Annotated in this window: 31 protein-coding genes; 30 read left to right on the forward strand and 1 reads right to left on the reverse strand. The window is 66.9% G+C overall.

All coding sequences use genetic code 11. The annotated features are described in order from the left end of the window. The 28 genes from BLR02_RS24665 to rplQ all read left to right on the forward strand — a co-directional run. On the forward strand, positions 1-323 hold a 323-nt coding region (locus BLR02_RS24665), incomplete at its 5' end, for an EF-Tu C-terminal domain-related protein (protein ID WP_456303803.1). Positions 324-357: 34 nt separating this feature from the next. Beyond that, positions 358-666: a 30S ribosomal protein S10 gene (gene rpsJ, locus BLR02_RS24670; RefSeq protein ID WP_007004401.1), complete on the forward strand. Its 309-nt coding sequence runs from the start codon at positions 358-360 to the stop codon at positions 664-666. Positions 667-687: 21 nt separating this feature from the next. Then, positions 688-1,374 carry a 50S ribosomal protein L3 gene (gene rplC / locus BLR02_RS24675; protein ID WP_090569952.1) on the forward strand — a complete coding sequence of 229 codons (687 nt, stop codon included), beginning with the start codon at positions 688-690 and terminating at the stop codon, positions 1,372-1,374. 12 nt (positions 1,375-1,386) lie between these two features. Next, positions 1,387-2,004, forward strand: a complete 618-nt coding sequence (gene rplD, locus BLR02_RS24680) for a 50S ribosomal protein L4 (RefSeq protein ID WP_090569955.1) — start codon at positions 1,387-1,389, stop codon at positions 2,002-2,004. Further along, the gene (locus BLR02_RS24685; protein ID WP_090569958.1) at positions 2,001-2,324 is read left to right on the forward strand and encodes a 50S ribosomal protein L23; all 324 of its coding nucleotides are present in this window, start codon (positions 2,001-2,003) and stop codon (positions 2,322-2,324) included. Before rplD ends, BLR02_RS24685 begins: the two co-directional genes overlap by 4 nt. A 3-nt stretch (positions 2,325-2,327) precedes the next feature. Further along, positions 2,328-3,164, forward strand: coding sequence for a 50S ribosomal protein L2 (gene rplB / locus BLR02_RS24690; protein WP_090569963.1), 837 nt, complete (start codon positions 2,328-2,330; stop codon positions 3,162-3,164). A 5-nt stretch (positions 3,165-3,169) separates the two neighbouring features. Then, positions 3,170-3,448 carry a 30S ribosomal protein S19 gene (gene rpsS, locus BLR02_RS24695; RefSeq protein WP_090665034.1) on the forward strand — a complete coding sequence of 93 codons (279 nt, stop codon included), beginning with the start codon at positions 3,170-3,172 and terminating at the stop codon, positions 3,446-3,448. A gap of 4 nt (positions 3,449-3,452) precedes the next feature. Beyond that, entirely contained in the window at positions 3,453-3,854 is a 402-nt protein-coding gene (rplV, locus tag BLR02_RS24700) for a 50S ribosomal protein L22 (RefSeq protein ID WP_090569969.1), read from the forward strand. A gap of 1 nt (position 3,855) precedes the next feature. Then, positions 3,856-4,533, forward strand: coding sequence for a 30S ribosomal protein S3 (rpsC, locus tag BLR02_RS24705; RefSeq protein ID WP_090569972.1), 678 nt, complete (start codon positions 3,856-3,858; stop codon positions 4,531-4,533). Positions 4,534-4,546: 13 nt separating this feature from the next. Further along, positions 4,547-4,969 carry a 50S ribosomal protein L16 gene (gene rplP / locus BLR02_RS24710; RefSeq protein ID WP_090569975.1) on the forward strand — a complete coding sequence of 141 codons (423 nt, stop codon included), beginning with the start codon at positions 4,547-4,549 and terminating at the stop codon, positions 4,967-4,969. 4 nt (positions 4,970-4,973) lie between these two features. After that, positions 4,974-5,189 (forward strand): 50S ribosomal protein L29, encoded by a 216-nt coding sequence (rpmC, locus tag BLR02_RS24715; protein ID WP_090569978.1) that lies wholly within the window; start codon positions 4,974-4,976, stop codon positions 5,187-5,189. A 16-nt stretch (positions 5,190-5,205) separates the two neighbouring features. Then, positions 5,206-5,478, forward strand: a complete 273-nt coding sequence (gene rpsQ / locus BLR02_RS24720) for a 30S ribosomal protein S17 (RefSeq protein WP_090569981.1) — start codon at positions 5,206-5,208, stop codon at positions 5,476-5,478. After that, positions 5,475-5,843 (forward strand): 50S ribosomal protein L14, encoded by a 369-nt coding sequence (rplN, locus tag BLR02_RS24725; RefSeq protein WP_090569984.1) that lies wholly within the window; start codon positions 5,475-5,477, stop codon positions 5,841-5,843. The genes rpsQ and rplN overlap by 4 nt, the downstream gene beginning before the upstream one ends. 2 nt (positions 5,844-5,845) lie before the next feature. Next, positions 5,846-6,166 (forward strand): 50S ribosomal protein L24, encoded by a 321-nt coding sequence (gene rplX / locus BLR02_RS24730; RefSeq protein ID WP_090569987.1) that lies wholly within the window; start codon positions 5,846-5,848, stop codon positions 6,164-6,166. Next, positions 6,163-6,846: a 50S ribosomal protein L5 gene (gene rplE, locus BLR02_RS24735; RefSeq protein WP_090569990.1), complete on the forward strand. Its 684-nt coding sequence runs from the start codon at positions 6,163-6,165 to the stop codon at positions 6,844-6,846. The genes rplX and rplE overlap by 4 nt, the downstream gene beginning before the upstream one ends. A gap of 51 nt (positions 6,847-6,897) precedes the next feature. Next, the gene (gene rpsN, locus BLR02_RS24740; protein ID WP_090569993.1) at positions 6,898-7,203 is read left to right on the forward strand and encodes a 30S ribosomal protein S14; all 306 of its coding nucleotides are present in this window, start codon (positions 6,898-6,900) and stop codon (positions 7,201-7,203) included. A 12-nt stretch (positions 7,204-7,215) separates the two neighbouring features. Continuing rightward, entirely contained in the window at positions 7,216-7,614 is a 399-nt protein-coding gene (gene rpsH / locus BLR02_RS24745) for a 30S ribosomal protein S8 (RefSeq protein ID WP_090569996.1), read from the forward strand. Between the two features lie 14 nt (positions 7,615-7,628). Beyond that, complete coding sequence (gene rplF / locus BLR02_RS24750) at positions 7,629-8,162, forward strand: 50S ribosomal protein L6 (RefSeq protein ID WP_090569998.1); 534 nt, start codon at positions 7,629-7,631, stop codon at positions 8,160-8,162. Then, positions 8,162-8,524 carry a 50S ribosomal protein L18 gene (gene rplR / locus BLR02_RS24755; protein ID WP_090570001.1) on the forward strand — a complete coding sequence of 121 codons (363 nt, stop codon included), beginning with the start codon at positions 8,162-8,164 and terminating at the stop codon, positions 8,522-8,524. The genes rplF and rplR overlap by 1 nt, the downstream gene beginning before the upstream one ends. A gap of 11 nt (positions 8,525-8,535) precedes the next feature. Beyond that, positions 8,536-9,186: a 30S ribosomal protein S5 gene (gene rpsE / locus BLR02_RS24760; protein WP_090570004.1), complete on the forward strand. Its 651-nt coding sequence runs from the start codon at positions 8,536-8,538 to the stop codon at positions 9,184-9,186. Beyond that, positions 9,179-9,367, forward strand: coding sequence for a 50S ribosomal protein L30 (gene rpmD / locus BLR02_RS24765; protein WP_090570006.1), 189 nt, complete (start codon positions 9,179-9,181; stop codon positions 9,365-9,367). The genes rpsE and rpmD overlap by 8 nt, the downstream gene beginning before the upstream one ends. Positions 9,368-9,383: 16 nt before the next feature. Then, complete coding sequence (gene rplO / locus BLR02_RS24770) at positions 9,384-9,881, forward strand: 50S ribosomal protein L15 (RefSeq protein ID WP_090665035.1); 498 nt, start codon at positions 9,384-9,386, stop codon at positions 9,879-9,881. A 118-nt stretch (positions 9,882-9,999) separates the two neighbouring features. Beyond that, positions 10,000-11,358, forward strand: a complete 1,359-nt coding sequence (gene secY, locus BLR02_RS24775; protein WP_090570011.1) for a preprotein translocase subunit SecY — start codon at positions 10,000-10,002, stop codon at positions 11,356-11,358. Between the two features lie 24 nt (positions 11,359-11,382). Then, positions 11,383-12,036, forward strand: a complete 654-nt coding sequence (locus tag BLR02_RS24780; protein ID WP_090570014.1) for an adenylate kinase — start codon at positions 11,383-11,385, stop codon at positions 12,034-12,036. Positions 12,037-12,213: 177 nt separating this feature from the next. Beyond that, entirely contained in the window at positions 12,214-12,591 is a 378-nt protein-coding gene (rpsM, locus tag BLR02_RS24785; protein ID WP_090570017.1) for a 30S ribosomal protein S13, read from the forward strand. Between the two features lies 1 nt (position 12,592). Next, complete coding sequence (gene rpsK, locus BLR02_RS24790; protein ID WP_043340413.1) at positions 12,593-12,994, forward strand: 30S ribosomal protein S11; 402 nt, start codon at positions 12,593-12,595, stop codon at positions 12,992-12,994. Between the two features lie 40 nt (positions 12,995-13,034). After that, positions 13,035-14,057, forward strand: coding sequence for a DNA-directed RNA polymerase subunit alpha (locus BLR02_RS24795; protein WP_090570021.1), 1,023 nt, complete (start codon positions 13,035-13,037; stop codon positions 14,055-14,057). 26 nt (positions 14,058-14,083) lie between these two features. After that, the gene (gene rplQ, locus BLR02_RS24800; RefSeq protein WP_090665036.1) at positions 14,084-14,515 is read left to right on the forward strand and encodes a 50S ribosomal protein L17; all 432 of its coding nucleotides are present in this window, start codon (positions 14,084-14,086) and stop codon (positions 14,513-14,515) included. Positions 14,516-14,580: 65 nt separating this feature from the next. On the opposite strand, the gene BLR02_RS24805 is transcribed toward rplQ, so the two are convergent. After that, on the reverse strand, positions 14,581-15,438 hold the full coding sequence (locus BLR02_RS24805) for an FkbM family methyltransferase (protein ID WP_090665037.1): 858 nt from the start codon (positions 15,436-15,438) through the stop codon (positions 14,581-14,583). A gap of 128 nt (positions 15,439-15,566) precedes the next feature. On the opposite strand from BLR02_RS24805, the gene BLR02_RS24810 reads away from it, so the two are divergent. After that, positions 15,567-16,724, forward strand: coding sequence for a lactonase family protein (locus BLR02_RS24810; protein ID WP_090570030.1), 1,158 nt, complete (start codon positions 15,567-15,569; stop codon positions 16,722-16,724). A gap of 38 nt (positions 16,725-16,762) precedes the next feature. Next, positions 16,763-17,188 (forward strand): secondary thiamine-phosphate synthase enzyme YjbQ, encoded by a 426-nt coding sequence (locus BLR02_RS24815; RefSeq protein WP_090570084.1) that lies wholly within the window; start codon positions 16,763-16,765, stop codon positions 17,186-17,188. Position 17,189: the final 1 nt, after the last annotated feature.

Below are 17,189 nucleotides of genomic sequence, written 5' to 3' on the forward strand. Positions count from 1 at the left end.
AGCGCGGGCAGGTGCTGGCGAAGCCCGGCTCGATCACGCCGCATACCGGCTTCAAGGCCGAGGCCTACATCCTGACCAAGGAGGAGGGCGGGCGCCACACGCCGTTCTTCACCAACTACCGGCCGCAGTTCTACTTCCGGACCACCGACGTGACCGGGATCGTGAAGCTGCCGGAAGGCGTCGAGATGGTGATGCCGGGCGACAACGTGACGATGGATGTCGAGCTGATCGCCCCCATCGCCATGGACCAGGGCCTCCGCTTCGCCATCCGCGAAGGCGGCCGTACCGTCGGCGCCGGCGTCGTCGCCTCCATCGTGAAGTAAGTCTCAGACTCAGTCGAGGATCGGTCCGCTCACCATGGACAGCCAGAATATCCGCATCCGCCTCAAGGCGTTCGATCACCGCGTGCTCGATGGCAGCACGCGGGAGATCGTGAATACCGCGAAGCGGACGGGCGCCCGTGTGCGCGGCCCGATTCCGCTGCCGACGGAAATCGAGCGCTTCACCGTCAACCGCTCGCCGCATGTCGACAAGAAAAGCCGCGAGCAGTTCGAGATCCGCACGCATCGTCGCCTGCTTGATATCGTCGACCCCACCCCGCAGACCGTGGACGCGCTGATGAAGCTCGACCTCGCTGCGGGCGTGGATGTCGAGATCAAGCTCTAAGGCCAGGGGGAGTTACTAGCCATGGCCGCCAAGACCGGCCGCACCGGCCTGATCGCCAAGAAGCTGGGCATGACCCGGCTGTTCAACGACGATGGCAGCACGGTCCCCGTGACCGTCCTGCATCTCGATGAGGTGCGCGTTATCGCTCGCCGCACGACCGAGAAGGATGGCTATGATGCCGTCCAGCTCGGGATCGGGCGTGCGAAGCCGAAGAATGTCACGAAGGCCAATCGCGGCCATTTCGCCAAGGCCGGTGTCGAGGCGCCGAAGAAGCTCGTCGAGTTCCGGGTGGGTGCCGATGCGGCGCTCGAGCCGGGCGCGCGGTTGAGCCCGGCGCATTTCGTCAAGGGCCAGATCGTGGACGTTACCGGCGTCTCGAAGGGCAAGGGCTTCGCCGGCGTCATGAAGCGCTGGAATTTTGCCGGCCTTGAGGCCTCGCACGGCGTGTCGATCAGCCATCGTTCGCATGGCTCGACCGGCAACCGGCAGGATCCGGGCAGGACCTTCAAGAACAAGAAGATGGCAGGCCATCTGGGTAGTGAGCGCATCACCACGCAGAACCTCGAGATCGCCGGTTTCGATCTCGATAGAGGCTTGTTGCTGATCAAGGGCGCGGTGCCCGGGTCCAAAGGTGCCTATGTGCTGGTGCGGGACGCTGTGAAGCGCGCGCGCCATGCCGAGGCACCCTTCCCGACGGCCGCGGCGTAAGGACCAAGTACGATGCAGGTTCCGGTCATCACGCTGGATAACGGCACGGCAGGCGAGATCGAGCTGCCGGAGGCGCTGTTCGCAGCGCAGCCGCGCGCCGATATCATGGCGCGGGTCGTTCACTGGCAGCTCGCCAAGCGGCGGGCGGGTACCCACAAGGTAAAGGGGATGGGTGAAGTCTCCGGCACCACGAAGAAGCCGTATCGCCAGAAGGGCACGGGCAACGCCCGCCAGGGCTCTCTGCGTGCGCCGCAGTTCCGCACCGGTGGCGTCGTCCACGGTCCGGTCGTGCGCGACCATGGCTATTCGCTGAACAAGAAGGTCCGCCGGCTCGGCCTCATCAGCGCTCTCAGCCAGAAGGCGGCCGAGGGTAAGCTGGTGGTGCTCGACACCGCCGCTGCCTCAGAGGCGAAGACCTCGGTGCTCGCGAAGCAGCTCAAGGCGCTCGGCTGGTCCAGCGTACTCGTGGTTGACGCGCAGGTGGATGAGAGCTTTGGCCGCGGCATCCGCAACCTGCCGCATATGCATGTGCTCCCGACCATGGGCGCCAATGTGTATGACATCCTGAACCACGATGTTCTGGCGCTGACCCGCGCCGGCGTTGCGGCGCTGACGGAGCGGCTGGCATGAGCGAGACGCAGGCAAAGCCGCTCCTCTCGAAGGAGCGCATGTATCAGACCATCCTGTCGCCGGTGGTGACGGAGAAGGCGACGCAGCTGACTGAGCAGGGTCAGGTCGTTTTCAAGGTCTCTCTCGAAGCGACGAAGCCGGAGATCAAGGCCTCGGTCGAGGCGCTGTTCGGGGTGAAGGTGCTGGCCGTCAACACCCTCGTGGTGAAGGGCAAGGCCAAGCGCTTCCGCAATCGCCCGGGCCAGCGTTCGGACTGGAAGAAGGCTATCGTGCGCCTGGCTGAAGGCCAGACGATCGATCTGACGACGGGGCTCGCCTGAACCATGGCGCTCAAGAATTTCAATCCGGTCACGCCGAGCCTTCGCGGCACCATCCTGGTCAAGCGGGATGAGCTGTGGAAGGGCAAGCCGCTCAAGCAGCTGACGGAGGGCAAGTCCCATTCCGGCGGCCGCAACAACCACGGCCGCACCACCGTCCGGTTCCGGGGCGGCGGGCACAAGCAGAGCTACCGTCTGGTCGATTTCAAGCGGCGGACCAAGCTCGGCGTGCCGGCCACGGTCGAGCGGCTTGAATACGACCCGAACCGCACCGCCTTCATCGCGCTGGTGAAGTACCAGGATGGCGAGCTCGCCTATATCCTGGCGCCGCAGCGCCTGAAGGCTGGCGACCAGGTGCTGGCTGCCGAACGGGCTGACATCAAGCCGGGCAATGCGATGCCGCTGGCCGCCATTCCGGTCGGCACCATCGTGCACAATGTCGAGCTGAAGCCGGGTGCCGGTGGCAAGATCGCGCGTTCGGCTGGCACCTATGTTCAGCTGGTCGGCAAGGATGCCGGTTACGCCCAGCTGAAGCTGATGTCGGGCGAGGTCCGCACCGTGCGCGCCGAGTGCATGGCAGCGATTGGGGCGGTGTCCAACCCCGACAACTCGAACCAGCAGATCGGCAAGGCTGGTCGCTCCCGCTGGCTGGGCCGCCGTCCGCATAACCGCGGCGTGGTGATGAACCCGGTCGACCACCCGCATGGTGGTGGCGAGGGCCGGACCAGCGGTGGCCGTCATCCGGTCACCCCCTGGGGCAAGCCGACCAAGGGCGCGAAGACGCGCAACAACAAGCGGACGGACCGGCTCATTGTCCGCCGCCGCACCGCGACGAAGGGCTGAGGGCGATGCCGCGCAGCATATGGAAGGGGCCGTTCGTGGACGGCTTCCTGCTGAACAAGGCGGAGGCCGCACGGGCTTCGACGCGCAACGAGATCATCAAGATCTGGACGCGTCGGAGCACGATCCTCCCGCAGTTCGTCGGGCTCACCTTCGGTGTCTACAACGGGAAGAAGTTCATTCCCGTGCAGGTGTCGGAGAACATGGTGGGTCACAAGTTCGGCGAGTTCTCGCCGACGCGCACCTTCACCGGGCACTCGTCCGACAAGAAGGCGAAGCGGGGCTGATCCGATGAGCAAGCCGAAGCACGAACGCGGTCTTCCTGAGACCGAGGCGCAGGCCATTCTGCGGAATATCCGCGTCAGCCCGCGTAAGCTCAACCTGGTCGCGGGCCTGATCCGCGGCCGGCGCGCGCAGGATGCTATTGCGACGCTCGCTTTCAGCAAGCGCCGCATTGCGCAGACCGTGAAAAAAACGCTGGAAAGCGCGATCGCCAATGCCGAGAACAACCATCAGCTGGATGTCGACCAGCTCGTGGTGTCCCGTGCCGAGGTGGGACGTTCGCAGGTGATGAAGCGCTTCTCCGCCCGCGGCCGCGGCCGTGCGGCTCGCGTCGAGAAGTGGTTCAGCCATCTGAAGATCGTGGTCGCCGAGCAGCCGGCCACGGCCCCGGCCCAGCAGGAGGCCGCGTAACATGGGTCATAAAGTCAATCCGATCGGGTTCCGCCTCGGCATCAACCGTACCTGGGACAGCCGCTGGTTCGCTGGCGACGATTACTCCCGGTTGCTGCATGAGGACCTGAAGCTGCGCGAGACGCTGCGCACGCGCCTGAAGGGCGCTGGCGTCAGCCGCGTGGTGATCGAGCGCCCGGCGAAGAAGCCGCGCGTCACGATCCACGCCGCCCGACCGGGCGTCGTCATCGGCAAGAAGGGCGCCGATATCGAGGTGCTGCGCAAGGACCTGGCCCGGCTTGCCGGGGCCGAGGTTGCGCTGAACATCGTCGAGATCCGCAAGCCCGAGATCGACGCGACGCTGGTTGCCGAGAGCATCGCGCAGCAGCTCGAGCGTCGGGTCGCCTTCCGCCGCGCCATGAAGCGCGCGGTGCAGTCGGCCATGCGCCTCGGCGCCGGCGGCATCCGGATCAACTGCTCCGGTCGGCTCGGCGGCGCCGAGATCGCCCGGATGGAATGGTACCGTGAAGGCCGGGTGCCGCTGCACACGCTGCGCGCCGACCTTGATTTCGGCACCGCCACCGCCAAGACCACCTATGGCACCTGCGGCGTGAAGGTCTGGATCTTCAAGGGTGAGATCCTGGCCCATGACCCGATGGCGCAGGACAAGCGCGCCGCCGAGCAGGCGCCGCAGCGCTGAGGGATGATGTGAGATGCTGCAGCCCAAGCGCACCAAGTTCCGTAAGGCCCATAAGGGCCGCATCAAGGGTCTCGCCAAGGGCGGGTTCTCGCTGAGCTTCGGCGGGTTCGGCCTGAAGGCACTGGAGCCGGAGCGGGTGACCGCCCGGCAGATCGAGGCCGCTCGCCGCGCCATCACCCGCGCGATGAAGCGTCAGGGCCGCGTCTGGATCCGCATCTTTCCGGATGTGCCGGTCTCGACCAAGCCTGCCGAAGTCCGCATGGGCTCCGGCAAGGGCGCGCCGGAATACTGGGTGGCCCGCATCAAGCCGGGTCGCATGATGTTCGAGATCGACGGCGTCTCGCTCGAGACGGCGAAGGAAGCGCTGACCCTCGGCGCGGCCAAGCTGCCGATCCGGACCAAGATCGTGTCGCGCCTCGGCGCGGCGGAGGCGTAAGACCATGACCAAGATTGCGGATATCCGCGCCAGGACCCCGGACGAGCTGCAGACGCAGCTCCTCGACCTGCGGAAGGAGCAGTTCAACCTGCGCTTCCAGCGGGCGACCGGGCAGCTTGAGGCGACCGGCCGCATCAAGCTGGTGCGGCGCGACATCGCCCGCATCAAATTCGTCCTGCACGAGCGGCGTCGCTCGGCAGCTTCTCAACCCAAGGCTTAAGGGGAGACCGGCGGCTATGCCGAAGCGCGTCCTCACGGGCCGGGTGGTCAGCGACAAAATGGACAAGACGGTCACCGTTCTTGTCGAGCGTCGCGTGATGCATCCGCTCTATAAGAAGTTTATCAAGCGCTCGAAGAAGTACGCGGCGCATGACGAGGCCAACCTCTGCAAGGAAGGCGACCTCGTGCAGATCGAGGAATGCCCGCCGTTGTCCAAGCGGAAGGCCTGGATGGTGGTTCTCCGCAACGGTAATCCGTTGGAAGCCACGAACGCAGCGGTGTCGGCATGATCGGCGTCGAAGCTAATCTCGAGGTTGCCGACAACTCCGGCGCGCGCCGCGTCCAGTGCATCAAGGTGCTGGGTGGCTCGAAGCGGAAGACGGCGTCCGTCGGTGACATCATCGTCGTCTCCGTGAAGGAAGCGATCCCGCGCGCCAAGGTGAAGAAGGGTGAGGTGCATCGCGCCGTCATCGTCCGCACCTCCTATCCGGTGCGCCGCATCGATGGCACGGCGATCCGTTTCGACAGCAATGCCGCCGTGCTCATCAACAAGCAGGGCGAGCCGATCGGTACCCGTATTTTCGGACCGGTCGTGCGCGAGCTTCGGGCCCGTAAGTACATGAAGATCATCTCGCTGGCGCCGGAGGTCCTCTGACCATGGCGGCGAAGATCCGCAAGGGCGACCGCGTTCAGGTTCTGACCGGTCGTGACAAGGGCAAGCGCGGCGAGGTTATCGCCGTGAACCCGACGGAAAAGCGTGCCCTCGTGCAGGGCGTGAACGTGGTGAAGCGCCACCGGAAGCCGCAGGGCATGAACCAGCCCGGCGGGATCCAGGAAAAGGAGGCGCCGATCCACCTGTCCAACCTGGCGCTCCTCGATCCGAAGTCCGGCAAGCCGACCCGCGTCGGGTTCCGCGTGCTGGAGGATGGTAAGAAGGTGCGGGTGGCGAAGCCTTCGGGCGAGGTGCTTGACGCATGAGCGATTCGAAGAAGGGCGGCGCCAAGAAGGGCGCTGCGGCCAACGCCAAGAAGCCGGAGGCCAACCGCGAGGAAGGCTCCCGTACCGTGACCTCGGTCGCCGCGAAGCCCGGCAAGTCCGCCGCGTCGCCGGCTGAGAAGACGCGGCTCGCGGTCTTCTACGCCGAGGTGGTGCGGCAGCGGCTCGTCGAGGAGTTCGGCTACAAGAACCCGATGGAAGTGCCGAAGCTGGAGAAGATTGTCATCAATATGGGCGTCGGCGAAGCCGCGGCCGATGGCAAGAAGCTCGACGCTGCGGTGGCCGACCTGACGGCCATTGCCGGCCAGCGGCCGGTGCGGACCAAGGCGAAGAAGGCGATCGCCGGCTTCAAGATCCGCGAAGGTCAGCAGATCGGCTGCAAGGTGACCTTGCGGAAGGCCCGGATGTACGAGTTCCTCGACCGGCTCGTCAGCATCGCCCTGCCGCGCGTTCGGGATTTCCGTGGCCTCCCGGGTACCCGGGGCTTCGACGGCCGTGGCAATTTCGCCATGGGCCTGAAGGAGCAGATCGTATTCCCCGAGATCAACTACGATCGCGTGGATACGGTTCGTGGCATGGACATCCAGTTCGTCACCACGGCGAAGACCGACAAGGAAGCCAAGGCGCTGCTCAAGGCGTTCCAGCTTCCCTTCCAGAACTGATCTTGGAAAACCGCCCGGCGCTGCCGGGCAGGTTCCGGAGGATAGAACCGTATGGCCAAGACTTCGGCAGTCGAGAAGAACAAGCGTCGCGCGAAGCTGTCCGCGACGCATGCTGCCAAGCGCGCGGCGCTGAAGGGCATCGTGATGGACCGCACCCTGCCGGTGGAGGACCGCTTTGACGCGACCCTGAAGCTGGCGCAGCTGCCGCGCAACGGCGCCAAGGTGCGCGTGCGCCTGCGCTGTGAGCTCACCGGCCGCCCGCGCGGCAACTATCGCAAGTTCAAGCTCAGCCGGAACATGCTGCGGGAGCTCGCCAATACTGGCCAGCTGCCCGGCGTGACCAAGGCAAGCTGGTAAGGGAGCGGGGATATGTCTTTGTCCGATCCGCTCGGGGATCTGCTCACCCGTATCCGCAATGCCCAGCGGGCCCGGCAGACGCGTTGCGTCGCCCCGGCCAGCCGGCTGCGGACCGATGTGCTCGACGTGCTGAAGCGTGAAGGCTACATCCGCGCCTGGCGGGTGGAGCTTGAGCGCCCTGGCGTCAGCCGCATCGAGATCGAGCTGAAGTATTCCGAAGGCGAGCCCGCCATCAAGGAGATCACCCGCATCTCCAAGCCTGGCCGGCGCGTCTATTCGAAGATCAAGGAACTGCCGAAGTTCTATAACGGGCTCGGCATCTCCATCCTCTCCACGCCCCGTGGCGTGATGAGCGATACCGAGGCCCGCGTCGCCAATGTCGGCGGCGAAGTCCTCTGCCGCGTGTTCTAAGGGAGGGATACAGCATGTCGCGCGTCGGCAAATATCCCGTCCCGGTGCCGAGCGGCGTCCAGGTGGCGCTGCAGGGCCGGACCGTGGTGGCCAAGGGCCGGAATGGCGAGCTCAAGCTCGACCTGACGGATGAAGTGGATGTGGAGATCGAGAACAACCAGGTGGCGGTGAAGCCGCGCCGGGACGATCGCCGCAGCCGCACGATGTGGGGCACCACCCGCAGCCTCATCAACAGCATGGTGACGGGCGTTTCCACCGGCTTCACGAAGTCGATGGAGATCAACGGCACCGGCTACCGCGCCGCGGTGCAGGGCAGCGATCTGGTACTGAACCTCGGCTACAGCCATGAGGTCCGCTACCCGATCCCGGCCGGCATCAAGATCACCTGCGAACGCCCGACCGCCGTGAAGGTGGAAGGGGCGGATAAGCGCCAGGTCGGTCAGGTGGCCGCTGAGATCCGCGCCTGGCGTGGTCCCGAGCCCTATAAGGGCAAGGGCGTGCGCTACACCGATGAGCAGATCCTCCGGAAGGAGGGTAAGAAGAAGTAATGTCCAACAAGCTCGCACTGCAAACGCGCCGCCGGTCCCGGCTGCGCTACCAGCTGAAGCTCAAGAGCGGCGGTCGCCCGCGGCTCTCCGTCTTCCGCTCGGGCAAGCACATCTATGCCCAGGTGATCGACGACGCCCAGGGCCGCACCCTCGCCGCTGCTTCCTCGATCGAGAAGCCGATGCGCGAGGCATTGAAGACCGGCGCCGACAAGGACGCCGCGACCCAGGTCGGCAAGCTGGTGGCCGAGCGTGCGCTCGCCGCTGGTGTCGACAAGGTTGTCTTCGACCGCGGGCCTTACCTGTATCATGGCCGGGTCAAGGCCCTGGCCGACGCCGCCCGCGAGGGCGGGCTGTCGTTCTGAGGATCGCATAGATGGCACGTACCCCTCATAGCGGTGGCGGCGGCGAGCATGGCGGCGAGGGCGGCGATCGCCGTCGTGGCCGTGGCCGTGGCCGCGAGAACGAGAACCGCCAGGAGCGCCAGGATGGCGATGAGCTGAAGGACAAGCTCGTCACCATCAACCGCGTCGCCAAGGTGGTGAAGGGTGGCCGCCGGTTCAGCTTCGCCGCGCTCGTCGTGGTGGGCGACCAGAAGGGCCGCGTCGGCTGGGGTGCCGGCAAGGCCCGCGAGGTGCCGGAGGCGATCCGCAAGGCGACCGAGCAGGCGAAGCGGACCATGATCCGCGTTCCGATGCGGGAAGGCCGGACCCTCCACCACGACGTCATCGGCGAGTTCGGCGCTGGCCGGGTGATCCTGCGGGCGGCGCCCGCCGGCACCGGCATCATCGCCGGCGGCCCGATGCGCGCGATCTTCGAGACGCTCGGCATGGGCGATGTCGTGGCCAAGTGCCTCGGCTCGACCAATCCGCACAACATGATCAAGGCCACCTTCTCGGCCCTGACCCGCAGCACGAGCCCGCGTGCCGTCGCCTCCCGGCGTGGCAAGAAGGTCTCGGATCTGCTCGGGCCGCGCAAGGACCAGGCCCCGGCCGAGACCCCGGCCGCGGAGGCTCCGAATGTCTGAGACGAAGAAGACCGTGAAGGTGACCCAGACCGGGTCGCCGATCGGCCGTAAGCCGGGCCAGCGCGAGACGCTGATCGGCCTCGGCCTCAACAAGATGCACCGTTCGCGGGAGTTGGAGGATACCCCCTCCGTCCGCGGCATGATCCGCAAGGTGGCCCACCTCATCAAGGTGGAAGGCTGAGCGGGGAGCAAGACCCATGAAACTGAACGAGCTGCGCGACAATGACGGCGCGCGCTACAAGTCGAAGCGGCTTGGCCGCGGCATCGGCTCTGGCAAGGGCAAGACCTCCGGCAAGGGCGTGAAGGGCCAGAAGGCGCGCGAAGGCGTGTCGCTGAACGGCTTCGAAGGCGGCCAGCTTCCGATCTACCGGCGCCTGCCGAAGCGGGGCTTCGTCAACATCTTCCGCAAGGAATATGCGCCGCTGAACCTCGGCCGTCTCGAGCAGGCGATCACCGAGGGCAAGCTGCCAGGTGACCAGCCGATCGACGAGGCCGCGCTGCGGGCTGCTGGCATTGTTCGGACCGGCCCGAAGCTGGCTGGCATTCGCTTGCTGGGCCAGGGCACGCTGAGCCGGGCGGTGACCATCACCGTCTCCGGTGCTTCCGCTAGCGCGGTGGCGGCGGTGCAGGCGGCGGGTGGAACGATCACCCTGCTGAACCCGCCCGCGGCCGAAGAGACCCCGGCCGAAGCGTGATGCTTGCGGCCCGACGGGCCGCTCGCTACCTAGAGATCAGGTTCGTGGCTGCGGCGCCACGGCCGGGGGGCTCCCCTCCGGTTGGTGGCGCCGTTGTCGTGAGGAGGGTTTAGGATCCATGGCCTCCGCAGCCGAGCAGCTTGCGGCCAATCTCAATCTCGGGGTGCTGTCCAAGGCGACCGAGCTCAAGAAGCGCCTGTGGTTCACCCTGGGCGCGCTCCTCGTCTATCGGCTCGGCACCTATGTGCCGGTCCCGGGGGTGGATGCCGGGGTGATGGGGGAGATCCTGCGCCAGCATGGCGGCGGGATTCTCGGCATGTTCGATATGTTCACCGGTGGTGCGCTCGGGCGCATGACCGTCTTTGCGCTGAACATCATGCCTTATATCTCGGCCAGCATCATCATCCAGTTGATGACGGCGGCCGTGCCCGCGCTCGAAACCCTCAAGAAGGAGGGCGAGTCGGGCCGCAAGAAGATCAACCAGTATACCCGCTACCTGACCGTCCTGATCGCCATCTTCCAGGCCTATGGCATCGCCGTCGGCCTCGAGAGCATGCGCGGCAGCTTCGGGCCGGCGGTGGGGGATCCGGGGATGTTCTTCCGCCTCTCCTGCGTCATCACGCTGGTCGGCGGGACGATGTTCCTGATGTGGCTGGGCGAGCAGATCACCGCCCGGGGCGTCGGCAACGGCATCTCGCTGATCATCTTCGCCGGCATCGTGGCCAACCTGCCGCATGCCCTCGTCTCGCTACTCGAGCTCGGCCGGACCGGGGCGCTGTCCACCATCTTCATCATCGTCTTCATGGCGATCGCGCTGGCGGTCATCGCCCTCGTCGTCTTCGTCGAGCGGGCCCAGCGGCGCATCCCGGTGCAGTATCCGAAGCGCCAGGTGGGCAACCGCATGTTCGGCGGCGAGAACACACATCTGCCGCTGAAGCTGAATACGGCCGGCGTCATACCGCCGATCTTCGCCTCCTCGCTGCTGCTGCTGCCGGCGACCATCGCCGGATTCGCCGCCGACCCGACTTCCGATGGGTGGCTCAGCACCGTCAGCGCCGCGCTTGCCCATGGCCAGCCGCTCTACATGGCGCTCTATGTGGCGCTCATCATCTTCTTTGCCTTCTTCTACACCGCGGTTGTCTTCAACCCGGTGGAGACGGCGGACAACCTGAAGAAGTATGGCGGCTTCGTTCCCGGGATCCGGCCCGGCCAGCATACGGCCGACTATTTCGACCGGGTGCTGACGCGCCTGACCGCGATCGGCGCGCTTTATCTCTGTCTGGTCTGCATCCTGCCGGAGTTGCTGATCAGCCATTACGGCGTGCCTTTCTACTTCGGCGGTACGTCGCTGCTGATCATCGTGTCGGTGACGATGGACACCGTGGCGCAGGTGCAGTCCCATCTTTTCGCGCACCAGTATGAAGGCCTGATCCGCAAGGCTCGGCTGGGTGGCCGCGGCGCGCCGCGGCCGCGCTGAGACGACGCAAGGGGGGGACAACCGATGAACCTGATCCTGCTGGGCCCGCCCGGGGCCGGGAAGGGGACCCAGGCCAAGCGCCTGGAAGACCGGCACGGGCTGAAGCAGATCTCGACCGGCGACATGCTGCGGGCCGAGGTCCGCTCCGGCAGTGAGGTCGGGCGCCAGGCCAAGGCCATCATGGAACGGGGTGAGCTGGTCCCGGATGCCATCATCATCGCCATGCTGGCCGGCCGGGTCGCCCAGCCGGATGTGGCCCAGGGCTTCATCCTGGACGGCTTTCCCCGCACCGTCCCGCAGGCGGAGGCGCTCGACCTGATGCTGAAGGAGAAGGCCATGCCCCTCCATCATGTCATCGAGCTGCAGGTCGACGACGTGGCCCTGGTGGACCGCATCTCGGGTCGCTTCACCTGCGCCAAGTGCGGGGAGGGCTACCACGACCAATTCAAGCCGACGGCGAAGCCCGGCACCTGCGATGTCTGCGGCAGCACGGAGTTCTCCCGGCGCGCCGACGACAAGGCGGAGCTGGTTGCCGCACGGCTGGAGGCCTATCACCGCCAGACCGCGCCCTTGCTGCCCTATTACGCCGCCCAGGGCGTCCTGCGGGTGGTGGATGGAATGGCGGAGATGGGCGAGGTCGCCCGGCAGATCGAGGCGATCCTCGGGGACAAGGGTTGACGGCAAGGGGGCTCTCGGTATAGTCCGCGCCTCTCGCGGTCAGAGTTGGCCTCTGGGCAATGCGCCAGGGCACTCCCGGCCGCGTTTCGCCGTTGGCATTTTTGGGTTGATCATATCGTCGCGGGTGGCAGCGCCACTCCGGCGGGAGCAGGAGCGACAGGCTCCAGGAGCTGAGCAGTGGCGCGCATCGCCGGAGTGAACATCCCCACGAACAAGCGCGTGCAAATCTCGCTGCGCTACATCTACGGCATCGGTCCGAAGAACGCGGTTGAGATCTGCGGGAAGCTCGGCATCCCCGAGGACCGTCGCGTGAACCAGCTCACCGATGAGGAAATCCTCCGCATCCGCGAGCTGATCGACCGTGAGTACCGCGTGGAGGGTGACCTCCGCCGTGAAGTCGCGATGAATATCAAGCGGCTCATGGACATGGCCTGCTACCGTGGCCTGCGCCATCGCCGGGGCCTGCCGGTCCGCGGTCAGCGCACGCACACCAATGCCCGCACGCGCAAGGGCAAGGCCGTGGCCATTGCCGGCAAGAAGAAGGTGACGAAGTAATATGGCCCGCGAACCCCGTGGCGGCGCTCGCGCGCCGCGCAAGAAGGAACGGAAGAACATCTCTTCCGGCGTGGCCCATGTGCTCGCCAGCTTCAACAACACCATCGTGACGATCACGGACGCCCAGGGCAACGCGATCGCTTGGTCCTCCTCCGGCAGCCAGGGCTTCAAGGGCAGCCGGAAGTCCACCCCCTATGCGGCGCAGGTCGCGGCCGAGGATGCTGGCCGCAAGGCTCGCGAGCATGGGATGGAGCAGCTGGAGATCATGGTGAGCGGCCCCGGTTCGGGTCGTGAATCGGCGCTTCGCGCCCTCCAGGCGGTTGGCTTCTACGTCACCGCCATCCGGGACGTGACGCCCATCCCGCATAACGGCTGCCGTCCGCGCAAGCGCCGTCGCGTCTGAGACGCGATTTTCGGTTCTTGCGTGAGGCTGGCCTAGGAGACTGCTCGTGATCGAGAGGAATTGGCGGTCGCTCATCCGGCCCGAGAAGCTGGGTGTCGAGGTTGGGGCGGACCCCGACCGCACCGCGACCATCGTTGCCGAGCCGCTGGAGCGCGGCTTCGGCATGACGCTCGGCAATGCGATCCGCCGCGTGCTGCTGTCCTCCCTCCAGGGGGCGGCGGTGACGGCGATCCGCATCGACGGCGTGCTGCATGAATTCAGCAGCATCCAAGGCGTCCGCGAGGACGTCACGGACATCGTGCTGAACGTGAAGCAGCTGGCCATCCGGATGCAGGGCGAGGGGCCGAAGCGCCTCCAGCTCACCGCGACCGGCCCGGGCGAGGTCACCGCCGGCCAGATCCAGACCACGGGCGATATCGAGATCTCCAACCCCGATCTCGTCATCTGCACCCTCGACGACGGCGCGCGCCTCTCGATGGAGCTCACGGTCGGCACCGGCAAGGGCTATGTCCCCGCCGCGATGAACCGCCCGGAGGATGCACCGATCGGCCTGATCCCGGTCGATGCCATTTATTCGCCGGTCCGCCGCGTCGCCTACCGGGTCGAGCCGACCCGCGTTGGCCAGGTGACCGACTACGACAAGCTGGTGATGAACATCGAGACGGACGGCACCGTCGCCCCGGAGGATGCCGTGGCGCTCGCTGCCCGTATCCTGCAGGACCAGCTCCAGCTCTTCATCAACTTCGACGAGCCGCGCGAGCGCAAGGTGGAGGAGGAGCGGGACGACCTGCCCTTCAACCGCAACCTGCTCCGCAAGGTGGACGAGCTCGAACTCTCCGTCCGCTCGGCGAACTGCCTGAAGAACGACAATATCGTCTATATCGGCGACCTCGTGCAGAAGACCGAGCAGGAGATGCTCCGCACGCCGAATTTCGGCCGCAAGTCGCTGAACGAGATCAAGGAAGTCCTGGCCTCGATGGGCCTTGGGCTCGGCCTCACCGTTACCGGTTGGCCGCCCGAGAATATCGAGGACCTGGCAAAGAAACTCGAAGAGCCGTTCTGAGTCCGGCGGATTAGGAAGCCCTTACCATGCGACACGGGATTGCCGGCCGGAAGCTCGGCGTCACCTCCACCCACCGCATCGCCATGTTCCGCAACATGGCGACCAGCCTGCTGAAGCACGAGCAGATCACCACCACCCTGCCCAAGGCGAAGGAGCTGCGCCCCTATGTGGAGCGCATCATCACGCTTGGGAAGCGCGGCGGCCTGCATGCGCGGCGCCAGGCCTATGCGCAGATCATGGACCAGAAGGTGGTGGACAAGCTCTTCACCACCATCGCCGAGCGCTACAAGGCCCGCAACGGTGGCTACACCCGTGTGCTGAAGGCCGGCATCCGCTATGGCGACGCTGCCTCCATGGCGGTGATCGAGCTGGTGGACCGTGACCCGGCCGCCAAGGGCCAGGATAGCGGCCCGAAGCCGGAGCGCGTTGCCGAGGGTGACGAGGCCGCTGCGGGCTGAACCCCGCGGCAGCGAAGGATAGGGCAGGGGCGGCGGGGCAACCCGCCGCCCTTTCTCGTTGGTGCCTATCCCTCGCCGCGCATCATCACCACGTCGCCATGCGGCAACTGGGGCAGGCTTTCCGCCGGCACCGGCTCCATCGCCCCACCCTTCGCAATCCGCCAGAACCGGAAGCCAAGCTCGCTGCCCAGCCAGCCGACCAAGGCCGGCAGATCGCAACGCACCGCCATCATCGGCGCGGACCATTCGGTCACGATGCGCAGCCCCGGCGAACGGGCGAGAAGTGCCGCCGCCCCGCGCAGCACCTGCGGCTCGGACCCCTCGGCATCCATCCGCAGCAGGTCGAGCGTGGGCACGGCCGCCAGCGCGGCATCCAGCGTGACGGCCGGCACCGTGACGCGGCGCGAGTAATTCGCCGCCTCGACCTCGAAGGCGAGGTGGCCGCTGCCGATATGCTCCGGGTCGCTGCTGAAGCTGACCTCGCCCGGCGCATCCAGCGCCGCGACCGGATGCAGCGTCACCCGCTCGCCGAACCCGTTCACCGAGAGTGTCGCCCGCAGCAGCGGCAGCACCGCCGGATTCGCCTCGAAGCTGTCGATATGCCCCTCCGGCCCCACCGCCTCGGCCATGGTCAGGCTGTGATAGCCCATATTGGCCCCGACCTCGGCCACGCGCTGCCCGCGCCGCAGCAGCCGGCCGAGCACCGCCTCCACATCCATCTCCCAGGTGCCGTGCATGGCGATATGCGGGGTGAGGCCAAGGTCGCGCGTATCGAGAAAGATCATCTGGCCCCGATGGGTCAGCGCCAGGGCGCGGCCCTCGCCGAGATAGCAATAGGGCTGCGGCGGGCGCGCCGGCGTCGCCGGCAGCGATACGTTCTTCACGCCCAACCGGCGCAACACCCCACGAATTGTGATTGCCATTCCAAACCGAATCCCCGGACGGCCGCAATCTCTACCGCTGCGCCCGGCCACACAAGCGCGGCTTGCGCTGCGGCTGGCCGCAGCGGACACTTCCTCACCGGGCACCAGACCCGGAGGGAGGAATCCGCATGAAGACCCTGCTGCTCGCTGGCATCCTTGCCGCGGGCCTCGGCGCCGGCCAGGCGCAGGCCCAGCTTCTGCTCTCGGCGAATGACAACAAGGTGGTGCTGGAGAACGGCAATGTCCGCACCCTCAGGGAGCCGGCGCCGGACACGCTGACGGTCATCGACCTCGCCGGTGGCACGCCGCAGATCCGGGCGGAGATCGCCATCCCGGCCAGCGTCATCGGCCCGCCCGCCTCGGTCGCCATCACGCCGGATGAGCGCCTGGCCCTCGTCACCGCCAACCAGCAACGGGACCCGGCGGATGCCGGCAAGCTCGTCCCCGGCACCACCATGGCGGTCGTGGACCTCACCGCCAATCCGCCGCGACTGGTGGCGACCCTGCCGACCGGCGCCGCGCCGGCCGGCCTTTCCATCAACCGCGCCGGCACCCTGGCCCTCGTCGCCAACCGGGCGGAGGGCACGGTCAGCGTCTACCGCATTGCCCATGGTCAGGTGAGCGCCATCGGCAAGGTGGAGATCGGCCCGGTCTCCTCCGAGGTCTCGCATGTGGCCTTCACCCCGGATGGCCGGCATGCCCTGGTCACCCGCTATGGCGACCACTCGGTCAACGTGCTGCAGATCGACGGCGAACGGGTGGTGAAGCTCAACCGGGAGATCACCACCGGCGTCCGCCCCTATGGCCTCGCCATGACGCCCGATGGCCGCCATGCCGTCGTCGCCAATATCGGCCGCGGTACGGGCGATGCCGATACGGTCAGCCTCATCGACCTGACGCGGGAGCCCTTCCGCATCGTCGATACGGTCAGCGTCGGCCAGACGCCGGAAGGTATCCAGACCGGGCCCGACAGCCGCCTGGTCGCGGTCACGGTGATGAACGGCTCCAACAAGCCGAACACCTCGCCCTTCTTCGGCCCTGGGCTGGTGAAGCTCCTCCGCATCGAGAATGGGCGCCTCGCCGTGGTGTCCGAGGCCAGGGTCGGTACCTGGGCCCAGGGCGTCGCCTTCTCGCCGGATGGCCGCATGCTCTTCGTCGGCAACATGGTCGAGCGGGACATCTCCGTCCTTCGCGTCGCCGAGGATGGCAGGCTGAGCGAGGGAGGCCCCCGCATCCGCGTCACCGGCGGCTCGGCCGCGCTGCGCGTCGCGGAGCGGGCGCGGTAGCGGGGCGCGAGCGGGCGGCAATGGGAAAGGAGGCCGATGTGGACCAGCGATTGCACCGGCTCGAGGTCACGACGCGCGGGCGTGGCCTGGTCGACATCACCGGCCAGGTCCGCCGCTGGGTAACGGACCAGGGGCTGATGACCGGGCTGCTGACCCTTTGGTGCCGCCACACCTCGGCCTCCCTCCTGGTCCAGGAGAACGCCTCGCCCGAGGTTCGCACCGATCTCGAGGCCTTCTTCCGCCGCCTCGTGCCGGATGGCGGCAATGGCCTCTACCGGCATGAGGATGAGGGGCCCGACGACATGCCGGCCCATATCCGCACGGCGCTGACGCAGACCCAGCTATCGGTACCGGTGGCCGATGGGGTCCCCGTGCTCGGCACCTGGCAGGGCCTCTACCTGTACGAGCACCGCACCAGCCCGCATCGGCGGGAGATCGTGCTGCATCTCCTCGGCACGCTCTGAT

The organism is Belnapia rosea (assembly GCF_900101615.1).
GTDB lineage: Bacteria > Pseudomonadota > Alphaproteobacteria > Acetobacterales > Acetobacteraceae > Belnapia > Belnapia rosea.

Excerpts from the sequence above, each read along its gene's own strand:
- rplC (WP_090569952.1), top strand. The coding sequence starts at position 688 with ATGGCCGCCAAGACCGGCCGCACCGGCCTGATCGCCAAGAAGCTGGGC.
- secY (WP_090570011.1), top strand. The coding sequence starts at position 10,000 with ATGGCCTCCGCAGCCGAGCAGCTTGCGGCCAATCTCAATCTCGGGGTG.
- BLR02_RS24780 (WP_090570014.1), top strand. The coding sequence starts at position 11,383 with ATGAACCTGATCCTGCTGGGCCCGCCCGGGGCCGGGAAGGGGACCCAG.
- rplQ (WP_090665036.1), top strand. The coding sequence starts at position 14,084 with ATGCGACACGGGATTGCCGGCCGGAAGCTCGGCGTCACCTCCACCCAC.
- rplR (WP_090570001.1), top strand. The coding sequence starts at position 8,162 with ATGTCCAACAAGCTCGCACTGCAAACGCGCCGCCGGTCCCGGCTGCGC.
- rpsS (WP_090665034.1), top strand. The coding sequence starts at position 3,170 with ATGCCGCGCAGCATATGGAAGGGGCCGTTCGTGGACGGCTTCCTGCTG.
- rpmD (WP_090570006.1), top strand. The coding sequence starts at position 9,179 with ATGTCTGAGACGAAGAAGACCGTGAAGGTGACCCAGACCGGGTCGCCG.
- rpsJ (WP_007004401.1), top strand. The coding sequence starts at position 358 with ATGGACAGCCAGAATATCCGCATCCGCCTCAAGGCGTTCGATCACCGC.
- rpsC (WP_090569972.1), top strand. The coding sequence starts at position 3,856 with ATGGGTCATAAAGTCAATCCGATCGGGTTCCGCCTCGGCATCAACCGT.
- BLR02_RS24810 (WP_090570030.1), top strand. The coding sequence starts at position 15,567 with ATGAAGACCCTGCTGCTCGCTGGCATCCTTGCCGCGGGCCTCGGCGCC.
- rplX (WP_090569987.1), top strand. The coding sequence starts at position 5,846 with ATGGCGGCGAAGATCCGCAAGGGCGACCGCGTTCAGGTTCTGACCGGT.
- rpsN (WP_090569993.1), top strand. The coding sequence starts at position 6,898 with ATGGCCAAGACTTCGGCAGTCGAGAAGAACAAGCGTCGCGCGAAGCTG.
- BLR02_RS24805 (WP_090665037.1), bottom strand. The coding sequence starts at position 15,438 with ATGGCAATCACAATTCGTGGGGTGTTGCGCCGGTTGGGCGTGAAGAAC.
- rplV (WP_090569969.1), top strand. The coding sequence starts at position 3,453 with ATGAGCAAGCCGAAGCACGAACGCGGTCTTCCTGAGACCGAGGCGCAG.
- rpmC (WP_090569978.1), top strand. The coding sequence starts at position 4,974 with ATGACCAAGATTGCGGATATCCGCGCCAGGACCCCGGACGAGCTGCAG.
- rplF (WP_090569998.1), top strand. The coding sequence starts at position 7,629 with ATGTCGCGCGTCGGCAAATATCCCGTCCCGGTGCCGAGCGGCGTCCAG.
- rpsH (WP_090569996.1), top strand. The coding sequence starts at position 7,216 with ATGTCTTTGTCCGATCCGCTCGGGGATCTGCTCACCCGTATCCGCAAT.
- rplE (WP_090569990.1), top strand. The coding sequence starts at position 6,163 with ATGAGCGATTCGAAGAAGGGCGGCGCCAAGAAGGGCGCTGCGGCCAAC.
- rpsE (WP_090570004.1), top strand. The coding sequence starts at position 8,536 with ATGGCACGTACCCCTCATAGCGGTGGCGGCGGCGAGCATGGCGGCGAG.
- rplP (WP_090569975.1), top strand. The coding sequence starts at position 4,547 with ATGCTGCAGCCCAAGCGCACCAAGTTCCGTAAGGCCCATAAGGGCCGC.
- rplD (WP_090569955.1), top strand. The coding sequence starts at position 1,387 with ATGCAGGTTCCGGTCATCACGCTGGATAACGGCACGGCAGGCGAGATC.
- BLR02_RS24685 (WP_090569958.1), top strand. The coding sequence starts at position 2,001 with ATGAGCGAGACGCAGGCAAAGCCGCTCCTCTCGAAGGAGCGCATGTAT.
- rplB (WP_090569963.1), top strand. The coding sequence starts at position 2,328 with ATGGCGCTCAAGAATTTCAATCCGGTCACGCCGAGCCTTCGCGGCACC.
- rpsK (WP_043340413.1), top strand. The coding sequence starts at position 12,593 with ATGGCCCGCGAACCCCGTGGCGGCGCTCGCGCGCCGCGCAAGAAGGAA.
- rplN (WP_090569984.1), top strand. The coding sequence starts at position 5,475 with ATGATCGGCGTCGAAGCTAATCTCGAGGTTGCCGACAACTCCGGCGCG.
- rplO (WP_090665035.1), top strand. The coding sequence starts at position 9,384 with ATGAAACTGAACGAGCTGCGCGACAATGACGGCGCGCGCTACAAGTCG.
- rpsQ (WP_090569981.1), top strand. The coding sequence starts at position 5,206 with ATGCCGAAGCGCGTCCTCACGGGCCGGGTGGTCAGCGACAAAATGGAC.